Annotated in this window: 18 protein-coding genes and 3 pseudogenes; 4 read left to right on the top strand and 17 right to left on the bottom strand. The window is 71.3% G+C overall.

What is annotated here, in order from left to right:
* Window positions 1-143: 143 nt before the first annotated feature.
* From GLX30_RS07485 to GLX30_RS07410, 16 genes and pseudogenes are all read right to left on the bottom strand, one after another.
* A complete protein-coding gene (locus tag GLX30_RS07485) occupies window positions 144-1,601 on the bottom strand; it encodes a catalase (RefSeq protein ID WP_159685124.1) in 1,458 nt (485 codons plus the stop codon).
* A 464-nt stretch (window positions 1,602-2,065) separates the two neighbouring features.
* Complete coding sequence (locus GLX30_RS07480; protein ID WP_159685121.1) at window positions 2,066-2,956, bottom strand: 2-hydroxy-3-oxopropionate reductase; 891 nt, start codon at window positions 2,954-2,956, stop codon at window positions 2,066-2,068.
* 35 nt (window positions 2,957-2,991) lie between these two features.
* Window positions 2,992-3,831 (bottom strand): TIM barrel protein, encoded by an 840-nt coding sequence (locus tag GLX30_RS07475; RefSeq protein ID WP_159685118.1) that lies wholly within the window; start codon window positions 3,829-3,831, stop codon window positions 2,992-2,994.
* Window positions 3,832-4,033: 202 nt separating this feature from the next.
* Window positions 4,034-4,807, bottom strand: a complete 774-nt coding sequence (locus GLX30_RS07470; protein WP_159685115.1) for a hypothetical protein — start codon at window positions 4,805-4,807, stop codon at window positions 4,034-4,036.
* A gap of 58 nt (window positions 4,808-4,865) precedes the next feature.
* Entirely contained in the window at window positions 4,866-5,420 is a 555-nt protein-coding gene (locus GLX30_RS07465; RefSeq protein ID WP_244258054.1) for a hypothetical protein, read from the bottom strand.
* Window positions 5,417-6,688 (bottom strand): MlaD family protein, encoded by a 1,272-nt coding sequence (locus tag GLX30_RS07460; protein WP_159685112.1) that lies wholly within the window; start codon window positions 6,686-6,688, stop codon window positions 5,417-5,419. Before GLX30_RS07460 ends, GLX30_RS07465 begins: the two co-directional genes overlap by 4 nt.
* On the bottom strand, window positions 6,685-7,977 hold the full coding sequence (locus tag GLX30_RS07455; RefSeq protein WP_208545562.1) for an MCE family protein: 1,293 nt from the start codon (window positions 7,975-7,977) through the stop codon (window positions 6,685-6,687). The genes GLX30_RS07460 and GLX30_RS07455 overlap by 4 nt, the downstream gene beginning before the upstream one ends.
* Window positions 7,974-9,130 (bottom strand): annotated as a pseudogene (locus tag GLX30_RS07450) (MCE family protein). Before GLX30_RS07450 ends, GLX30_RS07455 begins: the two are co-directional and overlap by 4 nt.
* A gap of 130 nt (window positions 9,131-9,260) precedes the next feature.
* A pseudogene (locus tag GLX30_RS07445) lies at window positions 9,261-10,106 on the bottom strand (MCE family protein); the annotation flags it as partial.
* A gap of 20 nt (window positions 10,107-10,126) precedes the next feature.
* Window positions 10,127-11,164: an MlaD family protein gene (locus GLX30_RS07440; protein ID WP_159685109.1), complete on the bottom strand. Its 1,038-nt coding sequence runs from the start codon at window positions 11,162-11,164 to the stop codon at window positions 10,127-10,129.
* Window positions 11,161-12,428: pseudogene (locus tag GLX30_RS07435) on the bottom strand (MCE family protein). The gene GLX30_RS07440 and the pseudogene GLX30_RS07435 overlap by 4 nt, the downstream one beginning before the upstream one ends.
* A 5-nt stretch (window positions 12,429-12,433) precedes the next feature.
* Window positions 12,434-13,252, bottom strand: coding sequence for an ABC transporter permease (locus GLX30_RS07430; RefSeq protein WP_159685106.1), 819 nt, complete (start codon window positions 13,250-13,252; stop codon window positions 12,434-12,436).
* A gap of 3 nt (window positions 13,253-13,255) precedes the next feature.
* On the bottom strand, window positions 13,256-14,026 hold the full coding sequence (locus GLX30_RS07425; protein WP_159685103.1) for an ABC transporter permease: 771 nt from the start codon (window positions 14,024-14,026) through the stop codon (window positions 13,256-13,258).
* A complete protein-coding gene (locus GLX30_RS07420; RefSeq protein WP_159685100.1) occupies window positions 14,023-14,982 on the bottom strand; it encodes an ABC transporter ATP-binding protein in 960 nt (319 codons plus the stop codon). Before GLX30_RS07420 ends, GLX30_RS07425 begins: the two co-directional genes overlap by 4 nt.
* Window positions 14,983-15,402: 420 nt before the next feature.
* Window positions 15,403-16,458, bottom strand: a complete 1,056-nt coding sequence (locus GLX30_RS07415; protein ID WP_159685097.1) for a sigma-70 family RNA polymerase sigma factor — start codon at window positions 16,456-16,458, stop codon at window positions 15,403-15,405.
* Between the two features lie 54 nt (window positions 16,459-16,512).
* Window positions 16,513-17,592, bottom strand: coding sequence for a lytic transglycosylase domain-containing protein (locus GLX30_RS07410; RefSeq protein ID WP_159685094.1), 1,080 nt, complete (start codon window positions 17,590-17,592; stop codon window positions 16,513-16,515).
* A gap of 178 nt (window positions 17,593-17,770) precedes the next feature.
* Between GLX30_RS07410 and GLX30_RS07405 the strand changes: the two genes are divergently transcribed.
* Window positions 17,771-18,019 carry a hypothetical protein gene (locus GLX30_RS07405; protein WP_159694908.1) on the top strand — a complete coding sequence of 83 codons (249 nt, stop codon included), beginning with the start codon at window positions 17,771-17,773 and terminating at the stop codon, window positions 18,017-18,019.
* Window positions 18,016-18,390, top strand: a complete 375-nt coding sequence (locus GLX30_RS07400; RefSeq protein ID WP_159685091.1) for a helix-turn-helix domain-containing protein — start codon at window positions 18,016-18,018, stop codon at window positions 18,388-18,390. The genes GLX30_RS07405 and GLX30_RS07400 overlap by 4 nt, the downstream gene beginning before the upstream one ends.
* Window positions 18,391-18,491: 101 nt before the next feature.
* Here the strand turns inward: GLX30_RS07400 and GLX30_RS07395 are convergent, their stop codons facing one another.
* Window positions 18,492-19,112 (bottom strand): hypothetical protein, encoded by a 621-nt coding sequence (locus GLX30_RS07395; RefSeq protein ID WP_159685088.1) that lies wholly within the window; start codon window positions 19,110-19,112, stop codon window positions 18,492-18,494.
* A 320-nt stretch (window positions 19,113-19,432) separates the two neighbouring features.
* Here GLX30_RS07395 and uraD point away from each other — a divergent pair, with 320 nt between their 5' ends.
* Window positions 19,433-19,945, top strand: a complete 513-nt coding sequence (uraD, locus tag GLX30_RS07390; protein ID WP_159685085.1) for a 2-oxo-4-hydroxy-4-carboxy-5-ureidoimidazoline decarboxylase — start codon at window positions 19,433-19,435, stop codon at window positions 19,943-19,945.
* The gene (uraH, locus tag GLX30_RS07385; RefSeq protein WP_159685082.1) at window positions 19,942-20,340 is read left to right on the top strand and encodes a hydroxyisourate hydrolase; all 399 of its coding nucleotides are present in this window, start codon (window positions 19,942-19,944) and stop codon (window positions 20,338-20,340) included. The genes uraD and uraH overlap by 4 nt, the downstream gene beginning before the upstream one ends.

Raw genomic sequence — 20,340 nt, 5'->3', positions numbered from 1 at the left:
GGGCCTTCACCACCGCACTGGCATCGCACGCCGCCGCGGTCCTCGCTTCAGCCCGCTGCACGCACCACCCCTCATCCGGGTTCGTGCTGCGGGCTCACGCCCAGGGGTCGACCTCCCGTCGGTCCCCGGGCGCGGTCTCGCTGTCAGTCCTCGCGCAGGGCGCGGACCGCCTCCTCCACGCGCTTGCCGTACTCGGGGTCGGCGGCGTGGAAGTGGGCCAGGTTCTTCTCGATCACGTCGTCGCGGGTGACCTGGGAAAGACCGCCGGCGATGTTCGCGACGAGACGGCCCTTCTCCTCCTCCGACATGAGGCGGTACAGCTCGCCCGCCTGGAAGAAGTCGTCGTCCTTGACGTGAGCCGGTGCCGCGTGTGTGCCGGTCCAGCCGTGGATCGCGAGCGGGGCGGAGAGCGCCGCGTCCGTCTGGGCGGGGCCCGCGTACGAGTTGGGCTCGTAGTTCTTGTCGTGACGCGAGCCGTTGCGGGTCGCCATCAGGCCGTCACGGCCGTAGTTGTCCGCGACGGTCGCCTTCGGCGCGTTCACCGGCAGCTGGGTGTGGTTGACGCCGAGGCGGTAGCGGTGGGCGTCGGCGTAGGCGAACAGCCGGCCCTGGAGCATCTTGTCCGGCGAAGGACCGATGCCGGGGACGATGTTGTTCGGGGAGAACGCTGCCTGCTCGACCTCCGCGAAGACGTTGTCCGGGTTGCGGTCGAGGACGAGGCGGCCGACCCGCTGCAGCGGGTGGTCGGCGTGCGGCCACACCTTGGTGAGGTCGAACGGGTTGAAGCGGTAGTCGGCCGCCTCCGCCGCCGGCATGACCTGCACGTACAGCGTCCAGGACGGGTTCACCCCGCGCTCGATTGCCTGGAGCAGGTCCGTCTGGTGCGAGTTGGCGTCCTTGCCGACCAGCTCCGCGGCCTGCTCGGAGGAGAGCGAGCGTACGCCCTGGTTGGTCTTGAAGTGGTACTTCACGAAGAAGGCCTCGCCCGCCTCGTTGGTCCACTGGTAGGTGTGGGAGCCGTAGCCGTTCATGTGGCGGTACGAGGCGGGGATGCCGCGGTCGCCCATCAGCCAGGTCACCTGGTGCGTCGCCTCGGGGGAGTGCGCCCAGAAGTCCCAGACGTTGTCCGGCTCCTGACGACCTGTGAAGGGGTCGCGCTTCTGGGAGTGGATGAAGTCGGGGAACTTGATCGGGTCCTTGATGAAGAACACCGGGGTGTTGTTGCCGACGAGGTCGTAGTTGCCCTCTTCGGTGTAGAACTTCACGGCGAAGCCCCGGGGGTCGCGGACCGCGTCCGCGCCGCCGAGGGAGTCGGCGACGGTGGAGAAGCGCAGGAACGTCTCCGTGCGCTTGCCGACCTGGGAGAGGAAGTCCGCCTTCGTGTAGCCGGTGACGTCGTCGGTCACCTCGAAGTACCCGTACGCGCCGGAGCCGCGGGCGTGCACCACGCGCTCCGGGATGCGCTCACGGTTGAAGCGCGCGAGCTTCTCCAGCAGGTGCTGGTCCTGGAGGAGGATGGGGCCACCCACGCCGGCGGTGGCGGAGTTCTGGTTGTCGGCGACGGGGGCGCCGGACTCGGTCGTAAGCACGCGCTTCGACATCGTGACCTTCCGTACGGGAGCTGCACTGGGGACGGTTCGAGGAGCGTAAATACGAGCCGAACGAAACGTCAACAGTTTGTTGAAAACGAAGGGAGGGGTTCCGGTCGGTGCCGACGCCTGGGCGCGACAGGACAGGTGTCAGCGCCGACACCGACCGGAAGCTTGCGGGGGCCGTGGTCAGCCTGGGCAGGGATCCTGGATGGTTGCTGCCCGGTGGGGCCGATCACGGGGTGGGCCCCTTCTACGTGGCCGTGGTGGGCCTGGGCGGGGGCCCTGGGTGGTTGCTGCCCGGTGAGGGCCGGCCGCGGTGTGGGCCTTCTGTGACCCGGGCCGTGGTCGGCCTGGGCAGGGGCCTCGTGGGTGGTGGACAACGGGCGGTCCCCCACACGCGGTTGGCCGGGTGGGCCCGGAAGGGGCCGGTCAGGGAGCCGGCCGCCACCCCGGGCCGGCCGGGTGGGGCGGGGTCAGGCCTGCGAGCCCGAGAGGCGCTCGACCGCGCGCAGCAGGGCCGAGTGGTCCAGGCCGCCGTCGCCCTGGGCGCGCAGCGACGCGACCAGCTGGGCCACGACCGCGCCGACGGGCAGCGCCGCGCCGACGTTGCGGGCGGCGTCGGTGACGATGCCCATGTCCTTGTGGTGCAGGTCGATCCGGAAGCCGGGCTTGAAGTCCCGGTTCAGGAAGTTGTCCTTCTTGCGGGTCAGGACCGTCGAGCCGGCCAGGCCGCCGTTGAGTACGTCGAGCGCCGCCGAGAGGTTGACGCCGGACTTCTCCAGGAAGACCACGGCCTCCGCGCACGCCTGGATGTTGACGGCGACGATCAGCTGGTTGGCGGCCTTCACCGTCTGGCCGGAGCCGTGCGGGCCGCACAGCACGATGGTCCTGCCGAGGGCGTCGAGGATCGGCTTGGCGGTGTCGAAGTCGGACTGCTCGCCGCCGACCATGATGGACAGCACGGCCTCGATGGCGCCGGCCTCGCCGCCGGAGACGGGGGCGTCGAGGACGCGGATGCCCTTGTCGGCGGCGTTCTCCGCCAGGTCGACGGAGGTCTGCGGCGTGATCGACGACATGTCGATCAGCAGCGCGCCGGACTTCGCGTTCTCCAGGATGCCGTCGGGGCCGTAGGCGATGGCCTCGACCTGGGGGGAGGCGGGGACCATGGTGATGACGACGTCGGCGTCCTTGACGGCCTCGGCGATCGAGCCGGCCGCGGTACCGCCGGCCGCCGCGAGGCGGTCCAGCTTGTCCTGCTCGAGGGTGTAGCCGGTGACGGCGTAGCCCGCCTTCAGCAGATTCTCGGACATGGGGGAGCCCATGATGCCGAGTCCGATCCATGCGATCTTGGGAAGGGTGCTCATCGGGGGGTACCTCTCTGAAAAGCGTGTCAGGGACGTCAGCGGGCGGCGCGCGCCCCGGCCGGCAGCCAGTCGAAGGACTCGGCGCTCGGCCGGTCGCCGGCCTTGTACTCCAGGCCGACCCAGCCCTCGTAGCCGGCCTTCCTGAGGTCGTCGAGGAGCTGCTCCAGCGGGAGCGAGCCGGTGCCGGGGGCGCCGCGGCCCGGGTTGTCGGCGATCTGGACGTGGCCGGTCTTCTCGGCGTACTCCTCGATGACCCGGGCGACGTCCTCGCCGTTCATGGACAGGTGGTAGATGTCCAGGAGGAACTTGGCGTTGCCGAGACCGGTCGCGGCGTTTACCTTGTCGATCACCTCGATCGCCGCCGGGGCGCTGACCAGCGGGTACAGCGGCGACTCGGGCTTGTTGAGCGTCTCGACCAGCAGGATCGCCCCGACGCGGTCGGCGGCGCGGGCGGCGAGCACAAGGTTCTCCAGGGCGAGGGCGTCCTGGACCTGCGGGTCGGCGCCGTCGACACGGTTGCCGTAGAGGGCGTTGAGGGCCTTGCAGCCCACGGACGCCGCGAAGTCGGCCGCCACCTCGATGTTGGCGCGGAAGCGGTCGGACTCGTCGCCGGGCACGGAGAGCGCGCCGCGGTCGGGGCCGGGCAGTTGCCCGGCGTAGAAGTTCAGTCCCACCAGCTGGGTGCCGGCGTCGTCGAGCGCCTTCTTGAGGGCGTCGAGCTCGGCCTGCGGCGGGGTGGGGGTCTCGATCCACGGCCACCACAGCTCGACCGCGGTGAAGCCGGCCGCGGCGGCGGCCGCCGGGCGCTCCAGCAGCGGGAGTTCCGTGAAGAGGATCGAGAGGTTCACGTCGTAGCGGTGGTCGCTGTATCCCATGGGGTTGTGCGCCCCTTCCGTATTGCGGAAGTCTCTTTCTGTCTGACGGAATGATCTCCGGACGGGGTGACGGCTGTCAAGAGCGACCACGAAAAAGCGCCTCCCGAGCGGGCCGTCGGAAGGCGGGTCAGGCCTTCTTCCGTCCCTGCTCGGGAGGCGTGCGGGGGGTCGGGGGCGTCCCCCCGCGTCGTGGGGGTGGTCCTCAGAGCGCGTCGACGGCACTCACCTTCCAGCCGCCGGACGTACGGGTCATCGTCATCCGGACCCGGTTCAGATCGACCCGCGACCCGGTGACCTGCGTGCTGGTGGTGACCTGGTTGACGAACAGCAGCACCACGGCACGGTCCGGGGACGCGGACACCACCGAAGCGGCGGGCGCGCCGCCGTCGGGAGGCGCGACCACGCTCGCCTTGACGACCCCGCGGTACTTCTTCGCGGTGGGCCCCACCACCTTGCTCGTGGTCCTGCCGTACTCCTCCTCGAAGGCGCCGGTCAGATGGCCGCGCGCCGCGGCGAAGTCCGCCTCCAGCCTGCGGTGGTCGTACGACAGCACCAACGGCGCAGCCTTCCGCGCCGCCGCGACCGCCTGCGTCCGGGCCGCGTCGGTACGCCGCCCCTCGGCGTACTCCCACCCCAGCACGCCCACGGTGGTCAGCCCGAGGATCACCAGGACGGCGAGCAGGGCGCAGAGCCGCGCCCGGCGCCGGCGTCGGCGACGCTCCGGCAGAAGCGCAGCGGCCTCCTCCGCCAGCACGACAGGCCCCACATGCTGGTTCTCGTCCCGGCGGGCCTGCGACGCGTCGTCGGGCGCCTCGAGCCGCCGGGGACCGGCGGGGCGCGGCGTCTCGGGCACGGCGGAGCCGCCCGTGTCCGGCCGGACGCGGTCCGACCGCTTGGCGGCCGCACGCGCGGCCGCAGACATGGCGCGACGGCCGGGAGAGGTGGAGCCACGGCCCCGGATGGTCGGGTTCGCCACGGTCTTGCTCCTCACTGCTGCTGGTACGGGTGTGCTCTCGGGCGTGCCGTTCGGCGGGTCAGCCGACGAACTCGACATGGGACGTCAGCCAGCGGCCCTTCTCGAGCACGAGGTCGAGCTGCAGCCGGTAGGTACGGGACTGCCCCTCGGGCGCGGCCTTGTTCGTCACCTTGCTGTCGGCGACGACGAGCACCCGTGCCGAGCGCTCGTCGGCCCGCGCTATGCCCGCCTCGAGCACCTGCCCCTCGGAGACCGACTTGTTGGCCGCCACCAACTTCGTCAACTCGGCGGTCTGCGAGGCGAACTGCTCCTTGAATTCACCGGTCGCGCCCCTTAGCACGTTCGCGCTGTCCCGGTCGTAGTGCCGGTGGTCCAGCGACGTGAAGTTCAGCGCGGACCGGCGGGCGGCGGCCAGGATGTCCTGGTGCCGGCGGACCTCCGCCCGCTGCTCGTACACCTGGAGACACAGCCAGCCGCTGAGCGCCGTCACGGCGACGGTCGCCACGGCCAGCGTCACCGCTGTCACCCTGCCGCGCCCCGCCGCGGTGGCGAGCCTGCCGCCGAGTCGCCGCAGCGGCATCACCGTGCGCGCGAAAACACGGCCCGCGCTCATGCCATCGGTCCCACGAGCAGCCATTGCCACGAGTCCTTTCCGAACGTGCTCTGTTCTCCGCCCGTCGAGCCGATCTCGAGGAGCGTGCCGCCCGGACCGGCGAGGGTGCCGGACTCCGGGTCGTACGGGGTGACGTGTGCCGCCTGCCGCTCGCCACCGGGCCCGGAGGGGCCCGGCGCGTTCTGGGCGCCGCGCACGGACGTACCGCTGCCACGCGGCTCGGTGCAGCGCGCCTCACGGTCGGCGGGCCGCTGCGAGGTGTCCGCCGGGTCGCGCCGGTCGGTGCCGTAACCCTGGCGGCACGGCGGCGGGTCGTCGGCGTTCACGACCAAGCCGAAGTGGGTGGTGCCGTCGCCGGGGATCACGGTGTAGCTGCCGGCGACGATCACCGGGAACGTCACCAGCGCCTGCTCCACACCGGGCAGGCGCGCCACGGTGACCTGGCCGCCGCTGATCAGGTTGGAGAGCAGCACCGGCAGATGGGTCTCGTTGGACCTCAGCAGCGAGTCGACCTCCTGCGCGGCCGGGGCGGTATTGCCGACCAGCCGCCTCAGATCGCCGTCGCGAGCCTTCAGCTCCGCGGTCAGCGCGGCCAGGTCGCGGGAGAACGACGTGATCGCCGACCCCTTGTCGCTCTGTGTCTTCAGCACCACCCGCGAGTCCTCGATGAGCGAGGTCGTCTCCGGCAGGTTCTTCGAGGCCGACTCGACCAGCAGGTTCCCGGAGTCCACCAGCCTGCTCAGATGCGGCCCGGTGCCGGCGAACGCCTTGCCGAGTTCGTCGACCGTGACCCGCAGGTCGTCCTTGCCGACCGAGTCGACCAGCCGGTCCAGGCTGAGGACGAGCGCCGTCGTGGGCAGCGGGACCCTGGTGTCGGCGCGCGGGATCTCGCTGCCCTCGTCCAGGTACGGGCCGCCGGAGCGGCGCGGCTGGAGGTCGACGTACTGCTCGCCGACCGCGGAACGGTTCGCCACCACGGCCAGCGTGTCCGCCGGTATCCGGGTCCCGTCCTCGATGTCCAGCGCCACGGAGACGCCGTCCGTGCCGGCGAGCCGCAACTCCGCGACCCGGCCCACCGGAACGCCCCGGTAGGTGACCTCGGCGCCCTGGAAGATGCCGCCGGAGTCGGCGAAGTCGGCGCGCACGGTGTATCGGCGGTCCAGCAGGCCGTCCACCACGCCGGTGTAGCGGGCGCCGACGTACGAGCACCCCACCGCGGTGACCGCGGCGAAGGCGATCAACTGGGCCCTGACCGTACGAGTGATCACGGCTGCATCCCCTTCAGCATCAGTTCGGCCAGTGCCAGGTCGATCCCCGCGGGCAGCCGGCGTCCGTCGCCGCCCCCGTGGGCGACCTGGCTGCCGGTGCACACCGGCGGACACAGCGGTCCGTCACCGCCGGGGGGCGGGGGAGCGCCCGGCGTCGGTGCGCCGGGAACCTCCGGAGGCGCGGTCGGCAGAGGCGCTTTCGGCAGGCCGGGCACCTCGGGCAGGTCGGGCGTGCCGGGAACCGCCGGCAGCCCGGGGTCCTTCGGGCCCGGTCCGGGTGGCTCCTCCGCGAGGTTGCCGTAGACGCTCGCGAGGTCCAGGTCCGCGGTGATCTTGAGGTTGACGTAGTCGCCCTTGATGGCGCCCGTCACGTTCCGGGGGAACGGATAGGTCGTCAGGAGCTCCAGCGAGTCGGGGAGATCGCTGCCGGCCTTGTTCAGCTGTTGCAGGATCGGTTGCAGGCTCTTGAGGTCGGCCACCGTGTCCGCGCGGGAGGTGTTGATCACCTTGGTGCCCGTCTTCCCCAGTTCCGAGAGCGAGGTCAGCATCGCCGTCAGGTTGCTGCGCTGATCGGCCAGGACCTTCAGCGCGCCGGGGACCGTGTCCACGGCCTGCGCGATCGTCTTCTTCTCGGCGGCCAGCCGCTTCGCCAGCCGGTCGATGCCTTTGAGCGCCCGGACGATCTCCTTGCGCTGCTTGTCGAGCCCGCCGATGAACGTGTCCAGCTCGCCGAGCAGCTCCTTGACCCGGTTCTCCCGGCCCTCCAGGGCCTTGTTCAGCTCCACGGTGATCGTCTTGAGCTGCGCCACACCACCGCCGTTCAGCAGCGCGGAGAGGGCGGAGAGCACCTCCTCGATCTCGGGGTTGCGCCCGGTGCGCGAGAGTGGGATGCGCGCGCCGTCGATGAGCCGCCCACTGGCCTCGATACCCACCGGCGGGGACAGGGCCACGTACTTCTCCCCGAGCATGCTGGTCTGCCGCAGCTCGGCGACGGCGTTGCCGGGCAGCTTCACGTCGTCCGCGATACGCAGGCGTACGCGGGCGTGCCAGCCGACCAGTTCCACCTTCTCGACCGCGCCCACCGTGACGTTGTCGACCTTCACCGCCGACTGCGGGACCAGGTCGAGGACGTCCCTGAAGTCGGCCGTCACGTGGTAGGCGTTGCCGTCGGCAGCCGCGCCGCCAGGTAGGTTCACGTCGTACAGGCCGCCCCAGTCGCAGCCGGTGAGCAGCACGGAGCCCATGGCCGTCACCAGGGCCACGGTCCTGTGCCTGCGGGGTGCGCTCATGCGCGTGCCTCCAGGATTCCGCCGAGCGTCCGGTCGACCTGGCCGGTGCCCGACACGGGGCCGGAGTTCGGCACCTTGGGCAGCGAGTCGAACAGCTTGTCCAGCTCCGCGCAGTCGGGGTTCTTGCCCCTGCGTCGCCGGTGGTCCTCAGCAGCGAGCACAGCAGCGCCGCCGGGTCCTGTGGATGGTCGGGGTTGTTGCGGGTGTCGAGGGTGCCGGACGAGGGGTTGTAGGCGTTCTGGAGGTTCGACAGGCCGGTGGGCGCGACCTCCAGCAGCTCCGCCAGCGCCGCCCGCTGGGTGACCAGCACCTTGGTGACCTTGCTGAGTCCCTCCACGTCCTCGGTCAGCGCCTGCTTGTTGTTCTTCACGAACCTCGAGACGTCGCCGAGCGCCACCCCCAGGTGCTTGAGCGCCGCCGCGAGGTCCTTGCGCTCGCCGGCGAGTTGATCGGCGACCGCGGCGAGAGAGTCGTTGAACGACCGCACGCTCTTGTCGTCGGCGGCGAGTGCCGCGGTGAACACCTGAAGGTTGCGCACGGTGCCGAACAGGTCGTCCCGGCCGTCGGACAACGTGGTGACCGCGAGGGAAAGGTCTTCCACCGTCCGGTGCATCTGTTCGCCCTGGCCGTCGAGGTTGGCGGCGCTCACCCCCAGCAGCCGTGCGAGCGAACCGTCCCTGTTGGCGCCCTTCGGACCGAGCGCCTCGGCCGTCGTGTGCAGGCTGTCGAAGACCCGGTCCAGCTCCACCGGCACGGCCGTGCGGCTCTGAGGGATCACCGCGCCGTCGCGCATCACGGGCCCGCTCCGGTACACCGGCAGCATCTGTACGTAACGGTCGCTGACCACCGAGGAGTTGATGATGGCGGCCTGTGCGTCGGCGGGGATTCTGCGCCCGGGTTCGTACTCGAGCTCCACGCGCACCCGGCCGCCCTCCGGGACGATCTCGGTGACCTCGCCGACGCGTACGCCGAGCACCCGCACGTCGGAGCCCGGGTAGATGCCCACGGTGCGCGGGAAGTACGCGGTGACGCGGACCGGTTCCTCGCGCGGCCACAGCACGACCGCGACGCAGACCAGCAGCGCCGTGGCGACCGCGGCGGCCGTCAGCCGGGCCGTACGGCTCTTCGGGTCGAAACGGATGCGGGCCTTCATCGCGAGCCTCCTGTCCGGGGACCACCGGAGCGGCGACCATGTTCTGGATGTAGCTGTCGAACCAGCGGCCGTTGCCGAGGGTGTTGGTGAAGACCCGCACGTACGGCGCGAGCAGCGCGACGCTGCGGTCGAGGCTCGCCTGATTGCGCTCCAGCATCCGCACCACCTGGTTCAGCCCCGCGAGCGCCGGGCCGATCTCCTTCTCGTTGTCCGCGACCAGGCCGGAGAGCTGGATGCCCAGCGCGGCCGAGCTCTTGAGCAGCGCGTGGATCGCCGCCCGGCGCCGCGAGATCTCCTTGAACAGGGCATCGCCGTCCTTCACCAGGGTGGTGAACTCGCCGGAGCGTTCCGCGAGCACCTTGGTGACCGAGTCGGCGTGCTTCAGCAGCTCACGCAGGTCCTCGTCACGCGAGGCCACGGTCTTCGAGATTGCGGACAGGCCCTTGATCGAGGCGCGTACCTCCTCCGGCGAGTCCTCGAAGGTCGTCGAGATGGTGTCCAGGGCCTTCGCCAGCTGCTCGGTGTCGACCTTTTCGCTGGTGGTCGTCAGATCACTGAAGGCCTGGACGACGTCGTACGCCGGGGTGGTGCGCTCCAGCGGGATCTCGCTGCCGGGCCGCAGCTGTCCGGACCCCTTCGGCTGCAGGGCCAGGTACTTGGCGCCCAGGATCGTCTTGATCCGGATGGCCGCGCCGGTCCTCGTGCCGAACCGGGGGTCCCCCTTGACGCGGAAGACGACCTTCACATGGCTGCCGTCGAGGTCGACCTCGTCGACCTTGCCGACCTTGACCCCGGCGATGCGCACCTCGTCGCCCGGCTTGAGCCCGCCGGCCTCCGAGAAGGCCGCGCTGTAGGTGTCGCCGTTGCCGATCACCGGCAGGCTGTCGGCGTTGAACGCGGCGGCCGTCAGCAGCGCGAGCGTGGTGATGCCGACCGCGCCGATCACGACCGGATTGCGGTCACGGAAGGGTGTCATGCGGGGGAGGAGACGTATTTTCATCCGCCGCACCTCGCCCGTGCCACGTGCAGCTCCGGAGTGATCACCTCTCGTGTCCTCGGCAGCACGATCCGGCCGTCGAAGTCACAGAGGTAGAAGTTGAACCAGGAACCGTACGAGGCGGTCCCCGTCAGCTTGTTGAGCTTGTTCGGCAGCCGCTTCAGCACGCCCTCCACGGTCTTCTCGTTGTCGTTCAGTGTCTTGGTGAGGTCCCTCAGCTCGGCGATGTCGCCCTTCAGTGGCGGCCGGGCGTCCTCGAGGAGCCCGGACGTCGCCTCGGTCAGCGAGCCGATGTTCTCCAGCGAGGAGCCGATCGGCTTGCGGTCGGCGGACAGTCCGGAGATCAGCCGTTGGAGCTGTTTGAGCAGCCCGGAGAACCGGGCGCCGCGCTTGTCGAGGGTCTGCAGCGTGGTGTTGAGGTTGTCGATCACCGACCCGATCAGCTCGTCCCGGTCGGCGAGGGTCGTGGTCAGGGAGGCGGTGTGCGCGAGGAGGCTGTTGACCGTTCCGCCCTCGCCCTGCAGCGTCTTGACGATCTCTGTGGCGAGCTGGTTGACGTCCTTCGGGCTGAGCGCCGCGAACAGCGGCTTGAAGCCGCCGAGCAGTGCGTTCAGGTCGAGCGCCGGCTGCGTCCTGGCCAGCGGGATCGTGTCGCCGGGCTTGAGCCTCGTCCCGTCGCCCGCGCCCTCGGTGAGCGCCACGTAGCGCTGCCCGACCAGGCTGCGGTAGCGGATGACCGCACCGGTGCTGGTCAGCAGCGGCCGGTCGCGGGTGACGGAGAAGGTGACCTCCGCCAGCGTCCGGTCCTTGATGCGGATGTCCTGCACCTCGCCGACGCGGACGCCGGCGACGCGGATGTCGTCGCCCTCCTCCAGGCTGGTGACATCGCTGAACACCGCACGGTAGGTGTGCTCAGGGGTGAAGGAGATATTGACGATCGTCGCCGCGAGCAGCGTCGTCGCGAGGATCGTCACCGCGGCGAAGAGAAGGAACTTGACCAGCGGTGCCGCGGTCGCGGTGGCTCGTGAAGCCTTCATGCCACACTCACCGCCGTCCCACGGGCCATGGGCCCGAACAGCAGCGTCGCCACCGCGGGCACCCGGTCGGCAGGGACCCCGAGGACCGGCGCGACCAGCGAGCCGACGGCCCGCTGCTCGGCCGCCGTCGCGGAGACCGGTCCGGCTCCGGGCGGTCCCCCTGCGGAGACCTCCTTCGTCCCGTCGTCGAGCTTGGTGTGACCCGCCGGCACCGGGGGTCGGGGACGTTTCTGCAGTCGGGGCCGGAGCGCTCGGCATAGCGCGGTTCCTCACCGGGTTCGTACGCGGGTCGCGGGTGGACGAATTCGAGGGTGATGCGCATCTCGCCGCCCGCGAACGCCTTCTCCGACTCCCTGCTCTGGCGCTCGAGGCCGGCCAGGAGACACGGGTACTCGGGCGAGTAGCGGGCGAAGAGGTCGAGGGTGGGGCGGGAGACACGGCCCAGGGTGATCAGGCGCTCACCGTTGGCGTCGAAGAACTTCTCCGCCGTGCCGGCGGCCTTCGCCGTCCCCGTCAGGGCAGCGGCCAGTTGCTCGCGCTTCTCCACGATCGTGCGGCTCGTGGTGACGGAGTTGCGCAGGATGTTCATCAGGTCCGGTGCCGCGTCCCCGTAGACCTCTGCGACGTCGGCGAAGCGGGAGATGTCCTCCTGAAGGGAGGGCATATGGGGGTTGAGCTCGCTCAGATAGCGTTCCAGCCGGACGAGGTTGTCGCCGATACGGTCTCCGCGCCCCTCCAGCGCGGTGGAAAAGGCGTGCAGCGTCGCGTTGAGGTCGGCGGGCCGCACGGTGCGCAGCAGCGGCAGCAGGTCGTTCATCAGATGCTGCACCTCGATGCCGGCCCGGGTGCGGTCCTGGGTGATGACGTCACCGGCCCGGATGTGCCGGCCCGAGGAGCCGCTCGGCACCACCAGGTCGACGAACTTCTCGCCGAACAGAGTCTTCGGCAGCAGCCGGGCGTGCACGTCGGCCGGGATGCGTGACACGTGCTCCGGCTTCAGCGCGATGTCGAGCGTCGCCTTCTCCCCGTCGGCCCGCACCTCGCGGACCTCGCCGACGAGCAGCCCGCGCATCTTGACGTCGGCCCGCGGGTCGAGCTGGTTGCCCAGTGTGTCCGCCTCCAGCGTGATGCGCACGACCGAGGTGAACACCTGCTGGTACGTGGCCACGGAGAGCGACAGCAGCAGCGCGATGACGGCGAGGAACACCAGCCCGTACAGCCGCAGCCGACCGGCGTTCGCCGCGGCGCTTCCCTTCATGCTCATCGGCCCTACCCCGCTATCCGTACGGTCGTGTTGGCGCCCCAGATCGCCAGGCTGAGAAAGAAGTCGAGAAGGTTGATCGCCACGATCGATGTGCGCACCGCGCGGCCCACGGCGACCCCGACACCGGCCGGTCCACCGCTCGCGTAGTAGCCGTAGTAGCAGTGCACCAGGATGATCACGACGGCGAAGACGATCACCTTGCCGAAGGACCACAGGACGTCGACCGGTGGCAGGTACTGCTGGAAGTAGTGGTCGTAGGTGCCGGCCGACTGCCCGTAGTAGCCGGTGGTGATCGTGCGGGCCGCGAAGTACGAGGACAGCAGGCCCACCACGTACAGCGGGATCACCGCGACGAAACCGGCGATCATCCGGGTCGTCACCAGGAACGGCAGCGACGGGACGCCCATCACCTCGAGCGCGTCGGTCTCCTCGCTGATCCGCATCGCTCCCAGCTGCGCGGTGAACCCGGCGCCGACCGTCGCGGACAGCGCCAGGCCCGCCACCAGCGGCGCGATCTCCCGGGTGTTGAAGTACGCGGAGAGGAACGCCACGAAGTTCGACGTGCCGAGCTGGTTGAGCGCCGCGTAGCCCTGGAGGCCGACCTCGGTGCCGGTGAAGAACGACAGGAACGCGATCACCCCGACGGTCCCGCCGACGACGGCGAGCGCACCGCGCCCGAAGCTCACCTCCGCGAGCAGCCGCAGGGTCTCCTTCTTGTAGCGGCGCAGCGTCCGGCCGGTCCAGGCCAGCGAACGGCCGTAGAAGACCAGCTGCCTGCCCAGCTCCTCGAGCTGCGGCGGCAGCAGACGATTCATCAGCGGCATCGCTCAGCCCCTCTGCGGAACGATCTGGAAGTACACGGCGGTCATCACGAAGTTCGTCACGAACAGCAACATGAAGGTGATCACCACCGACTGGTTCACCGCGTCGCCGACGCCCTTCGGGCCGCCCTTCGCGGTCAGCCCCTTGTACGAGGCGACGATCGCCGCGATCGCCCCGAACACCAGGGCCTTGAGCTCCGCCGCCCACAGGTCGGAGAGCTGGGCGAGCGTGGTGAACGAAGCCAAGTAGGCGCCGGGGGTGCCGTTCTGGAGCACCACGTTGAAGAAGTAGCCGCCGGCCACCCCGACCACCGACACCAGGCCGTTGAGCAGCACCGCCACCAGCATCGTGGCCAGCACCCGCGGCACGACCAGCCGGTGGATCGGGTCGATGCCCAGCACCTGCATCGCGTCGATCTCCTCGCGGATCTTGCGCGCTCCGAGATCGGCGCAGATCGCCGTGCCGCCCGCACCCGCGATCAGCAGCGCGGTCACGATCGGCGACGCCTCCCGCAGCACCGCGAGGACCGACGCCGCGCCCGAGAACGACTGCGCGCCCAGCTGCCTCGTCAGAGAGCCGATCTGCAACGCGATCACCGCTCCGAACGGGATCGACACCAGCGCCGTCGGCAGGATCGTCACACTCGCGACGAACCACGCCTGCTGGATGAACTCCCTGACCTGGAAGGGCCGCTTGGGGATCGTGCGCAGCACGTCCAGCCCCATGGCGAACAGGCTGCCCGACTGCCGCAGCGCCCCGACGGGCGACAGGCTCATGCGTCGCCCGCCCTTCCGCGCACCGACGCCCGCAGCCGCCGCAGCGCCTCACGGTCCGCGATCTCCGCCCAGCGGGGCGGCCGTTCGATGCCCTCGGTGGGCAGCAGCCGCGGCGTCAGCTCGAGCACGCCCGGTACGGCGGCGTCCGCCGCCTCACCGAGCTGCGCGAGCTCCTGCTCGACCTGGGCGGCGTCCTTCTCCTCCGCCATGCCGATCGGTCCCTGCATCCGCCCGTTGAGGAACTGCCGCACCACGGGCTCTTCGCTGGTCAGCAGCTGCTCCCGCGGGCCGAACATCACCAGCTCGCGGCGGAACAGAAGCCCGATGTTGTCCGGGACCTGGCGGGCGGAGGCGATGTCGTGGGTGACGATGAGGAACGTGGCGTCGATCTGCGCGTTGAGATCGACGATCAGCTGGTTGAGATACGCCACGCGCACCGGATCGAGACCCGAGTCCGGCTCGTCGAACAGGATGATCTCCGGGTCGAGCACCAGGGCCCGAGCCAGTCCGGCCCGCTTGCGCATTCCGCCGGATATCTCGCCGGGCAGTTTGTCCTCGGCGCCGATCAGACCGACCATGTCCATCTTCTCGAGCACGATCCGGCGGATCTCGCCCTCCGGCTTGCGGGTGTGCTCGCGCAGCGGGAAGGCGATGTTGTCGTAGAGGTTCATCGAACCGAACAGCGCGCCGTCCTGGAACAGCACGCCGAACAGCTTCCGGACCTCGTAGAGCTCGTGCTCGCGCAGCGTGGTGATGTCCTGCCCGGCGATCCGGATCGACCCGCGCTCCGGCCGCAGAAGTCCCACGAGCGTCTTCAGGAACACGGACTTGCCGGTCCCTGAGGGCCCCAGCATGACGGAGACCTCCCCGGCGGGCAGCGTCAGGGAGACGTCCTGCCAGATGACCTGGCGCCCGAAGGACTTGGTGAGCCCTTCCACGCAGATCTCGACACCCATCCCGTACACCCTTCAGCCGTGGAGCGGTCCGACACCTGCTCTACGGGGAGGGAAGGGGCGTCCGTCGCGACGGGGTGAAGTTTTTTTCGGCGGGGTTGCGTGGGGGTGTCGGGGCGGGTGCGGATGCGGCCTGCGGCGGGCCCTTTCCCCTCCCCGCCCCTTCCCGTAACCGGGGGCTCCGCCCCCGGCCCCCGTGCCGCCCTACGGGCGGCGTACCTCGCTCCGCTCGGTGCCCTCAATCGCCGGGCGGGCTGACTTTGTCAGCCTCGCCGGCGATTGAGGCGCGGGGGTTGCGGGGGCCGGAGCCCCCGAAACACCGCGCGGAGCGCGGTGGCGGGTCCGGGCGGAGCCCCCACGCGGCGGGGCCGCACATCGGTACGGCGGGAAGGGGCGGGGTGGGGAAAGGGCCCCGCGCAGCGGCTACGGCTGTGCCGGCACGGCCGGCGGGACCGGCGCGCTCGGGACCGACGTCGACGGGGCCGGCACAGCCGGGACCGAGGACGGCTCGGTCGGAACCGACGGCGCCACGGTCGGTACCGACGCCGGAACCGATGGCAGCGAGGACACCAGATCCTCCGCCGCCCCCGGCACCGGCAGCCCGGAGACCGGCGGCGTCGACAGGGGCAGCGCCGGCAGCGGCACGCCGGGCAGTGCCGGCAGCGGCAGGCCGCGCTCGCCGGCCGGGCGGGCCCCGTCCGGCGCGCCCTGCGTGGGGGCGGGCGACGGGGCGGCCGGCGCACCCGAACGGCCGGGTTCCGGTGCCCCGGACCCGGCCGCCTCCGTCACGGCCGGCGGCACGGGGCTCGGCCGGGGGGTGTCGCCGTCATGGACGTACGGCAGGACCAGGCCCGCGACCGCGAGCGTCACCGCCGTCGAGGCGAGCGCCACCGCCTGGGCGTTGCCTCCGCTGCCCGGCCTGCCCCGGCCGCACAGCCACAGCACCAGCCCGAGGGTCGCCGCCAGCGAGTTGCGCAGGGTACGGCGGGCGCGTGCCAGCAGGGACTCGACGGTGCGGTAGCTCAGGCCCATCTTGGTGGCGACCTGTCCGACGTCCAGGTCCTCCGACTTCAGCCAGAGGGCCTCGGCCTGCCGGGCGGGCAGCTCCGAGCTGCGTACCGCGAGCCAGTTCGCCTCCGCCCGGTCGCAGACCGCCTCCTCGACGGGGACCGGACCCGGGTGGTGCAGCCTCGGGCTGCTGCGTACCTGGGCCTCCCGGTGGACCTGGCGGTGGCGGTCCACGCACAGCCGCATGGTCACCGTCGTCAGCCAGGCGCCCAGCCGCTCGTCGTCGAGGTCCGGGTGCTCCGCCGCACGCAGCATCGCCTCGTGCACGGCGTCCTCGGCGTCCTCGGCGCTCACCGACCGGCGCCGGGCCACCTTGAGCAGGTCCTCACGGTGGCTCCAGGCACGCTGCCAGCGTTCCTCGGACTCCGGGCCCGGCCCGTCGGGCCGGGCAGGCTGCATGTCCGTAGCCATGAGGGCCCCTTCGCTCGCACCGCCGGTCGCGTCCCTGCCCGGCGGGTGGCGACATTACCGCCCGGTATCCGGGCTTGTGGAGGGGCCTGCGTCCATCGAGTCCGTTCCGTTGCTGGTCAGTCCGCGCGGCCCGCCCGGCAGCAGGCCGTCGCCGGGCGGCAGCACGTCCGGAAGCGGCAGCAACGGCTCTGCCGGTTCACCGGCCGGCGCGGTGGCGCTCGGCCGCGGGGAGGGCGAGGCGGAGGGCCGGGCTGCCGGCCGGATCGCGGCCGGTTCCGCCGTGGACGACGGGGCCGCCGCGGGGCGCGGCACGCCGGTGCGCCGCGGCTCCGGAGCGGCCGGGGCGGACCGGGCGGGTCCGGCGGACGGGCCGCGGTGGTCCGGGACCACCCGGTGGCCGCCGAGGTAGTACGCGTACCAGGCCAGCACCGTCCGCAGGTACGCCGCGGAGTGGTTGTAGCCGAGGACGGCGCGCTCCAGGTCCGACCGCTCCGACAGGTCCCGCCCTCCGGCACACAGGTGCCGCCCGGCCGCGAGCGCCGCGTCGAAGATGTTCCCCGGGTCGGCCCGGCCGTCGCCGTTGCCGTCGGCGCCCCGGTGCGCCCAGGTGGAGGGGATGAACTGCATGGGCCCCACGGCACGGTCGTACACGGTGTCCCCGTCGTACGCCCCGCCGTCGCTGTCCCTGATCAGTGCGAAACCGTTGCCGTCCAGCCGCGGGCCGAGGATCGGGGAGAGCGAGGTGCCGTCGGCGAGGACACGTCCGCCGCGCGCCTGCCCGGACTCGACCTGGCCGATCGCGGCGAGCAGTTGCAGCCGCAGGCCGCAGGCCGGAGCGCTGCGCGCGAGTGCGGCCTCCGCGGCCCGGTAGGCGGCGAACACCGTCGCCGGGAGCGCCCCGACCGCCGGAGCGGCGAAGACCCCCGGCGCCGCGATGTCCGCCGGACCGGGCGTCCGCAGCGGCGGCAGCTCGGTGCGGTACACACTGTCGCCGGAAACGGGTCCTCCCGCAGGCAGCGGCTGCCGTTGCCCGGCCGGGACGGCGGTCCCGGGCCCCTGCGAGGCGGTGAGTGCCGCGACCGCCACGGCGGCGGCCGCCGTCGCCTTGACACCTCTGCCTACGCGTCCTGTCATGATGCAGACCCCTCCCTGTGCCACCGGTCCGGACGGAACCGGGACCGGCGTGGCTCTCGTCGTCTGCTCTACGCGGGACCGCCGCCGGTCCGTCGCGCCGCGACGCGCGTTCTCGTCCGGCGCCGGTGTAGGGGGAGCGGGTCAAGGCCTACGGGACAGGCCCTAACGTGGAGGCATGGTGCGACTGAGAGTGGAGTTCACGACGGAGCCGTTCGACCTGGACGAGCCGCCGCCGCACGCCGTGGCGGTGCGCGAGGTCGTGCAGGGGGCGGATCTGGACGCGGTGGACGTCGGACCGTTCGGCAACACCGCGGAGGGCGGCGCGGAGCAGGTGCTCGGCGCTGTCGACGCGTTGCTGCGCAAGGCGCTGGAGAACGGCGCGACCCGGGTCTCCCTCCAGGTCAACGTGGTGGAGGGCCAGGGATGACGGCGCTCGACCACGCGCTCGCCCAAGCGGTGAAGCCTCTCGTCGACGCCATGGGCGGGGTGTTGATCGAGCCCGGAGAAGCAGCGGAGGACGACGTCGTACTCAGCTGGGAGGGCGAGGAGGTCCTCGCGGTGCGCCTTCCGCAGCTCGCGGACTCGCTGGACCACATCCTCGCGGCACTCGAGCGGCAGCACGGCCGGCCGCTCGCCGAACTCGACCGCAGGACCAAGCAGTCGATCGTCAGGACGCTGGAGGCGCGCGGCGCGTTCTCGGTCCGCCACGGCGTGGAGACGGTGGCCGGCGCGCTCGGCGTCAGCCGCTTCACCGTCTACAACTACCTGAACCGCGAGAAGAGCCCTTCGGACGGCTGACGCCGGTCCGCCGGCCTCGGGGAAGGTGCGGCCCGGCACGTCACGGCGCCGCCCTCGCCTGCTGGTCGAGTGCGGCGCCGTGGTGTGCCGGGCTCACTCCGTCAGGAGTCGCCGGCCGTGCCCGCCGCATCGGCGGCCACGGGGAGCTCGTCGGCGGCCGGCGGCTGCGCGGCCGGCAGGTCGGCCGCGGGCAGGTCCGCCGCCGGGACGTCACCGGTCGCCGGCAGTTCCCCGAGCGCGGGCAGGTCCGCGAGCCCCGGGATGTCGGCCAGGCCGGGGAGAGCGCCGACGGCCGGGGTCTCCCCGGCTGCCGGGGGCTGGGCCGCGGGCAGTTCGCCGGTCGCCGGAAGCTCACTCGTCGCGGGCAGCTCCCCTGTGGCGGGAGCTTCGCCGGCTGCCGGGGGCTGGGCCGCCGGCAGCTCACCGGTCGCGGGGAGGTCCGCCGTGGGCAGGCCGGCCGCGGGGAGGTCTCCGAGCCCCGGCACCAGGCCGCCGAGGAGGCCGTTCAGGAGTCCGGTCACCGTGCCGAGGGTGCCGCTGACGGTGCCGAGCAGACTTCCGAGGAGGTCGTTGACGGCCGACGCGATGTCGTCGGCGGGTTCGGCCGCCACGGTCCGTGCCGGTACGGCTCCGGCCTGCGCGGGAGTGGCGAGGGCGATCGTGCCCAGGCCGAGAAGGGCGCTTGCTGCCGCACAGGCGGCGAAGCGACGAACGCTTTTCATGTGCATACTCCTGGCGATTCCGACATCGTTGTCGGCTGTAGATGCGACCGGAGGCTGTGCTCCGATCGACTGAGGACATTTCCGACATTAGGTTGTGTCGCGCGCGCCCGTCCCGGTGTGCTGCTGCAACGGTGTAAGGCTCGACAGGAGGCCCCGGGTCGAACGGCGCGGGCCGGGTGGGCATCGGAACAGGCCCGCCGCCGGGGCGCCGTATTTATAACCCCAAGTTTTCAACAAAGTGTTGACGTCGCGTTGTCGAAGGGCGTTAGCTGTCCGCAGCCCGTCCGACGCACCGCGATGAACAAGCCACGGAGGCTCCCGTGACTGCACTTCCGAACCCGGGCCTTGCCCGGTTCAACGCCTCCGAGGACAGTGCGGCCCTGGCCGCACTGCACGAGGTGTGCGCCAGTTCGGCCTGGGGGAGCAAACTGCTCGCCCAGCGACCGTACGCCACCACCCAGGCCCTCCTCGAGGCCGGCGACGCCGCCATGGCGGAACTGACCGCGGAGGATCTGGCCGAGGCGATGGCCGGCCACCCACCGATCGGCCGGCCCGAGCCAGGGGACCCCACGTCCTCCCGCGAACAGAGCGGCATGGCAGGAGCGTCCGAAGCGCTCAAGGCGGAGATGCTCGAGCTGAACCTGGCCTACCAGGACAAGTTCGGTCATGTCTTCCTGATCTGCGCCACCGGCCGCACCGGTGAGCAGATGCGGGACGCCGTACGGACACGGATCGAGAACTCGCCCGAGCAGGAGCGGGAGATCGTCCGCGCCGAGCTGGGCAAGATCAACCGCATCCGTCTGACCCGTCTCGTAGAGCAGGAAGAAGCATGAGCACGGAAACCACCGCATCGGTGTCCACGCACATCCTGGACACCAGCGTGGGACGCCCCGCAGAGGGCGTCGCCATCTCGCTGTCGTCCCGTAGCGGCACCGAGGCGCGGTGGGTGGCGCTCGGCGCATCGAAGACCGACGCGGACGGGCGCTGCAAGGACCTGCCGGCGCTGCCGGAAGGAACGACACACGTACGTCTCGAATTCGAGACCGAGGCGTACTTCGAGAACAAGCAAGCCGATGCGCAGCAGGACGCCCCCGCGAATCGGGACAGCGGTGCGGCCGGTGTGTTCTTTCCGGAGGTGGCGATCACGTTCGCCGTCGCGCCGGGCGAGCACTACCACGTACCGCTGCTGCTCAACCCGTTCGGCTACTCCGTTTACCGAGGGAGCTAG

This window comes from Streptomyces sp. Tu 2975, from assembly GCF_009832925.1.
In the GTDB taxonomy this organism is placed as follows: Bacteria; Actinomycetota; Actinomycetes; order Streptomycetales; family Streptomycetaceae; genus Streptomyces.
The sequence above is the reverse complement of the archived record's forward strand: the minus strand, read 5'-3'. Positions and strand labels throughout refer to the sequence as shown.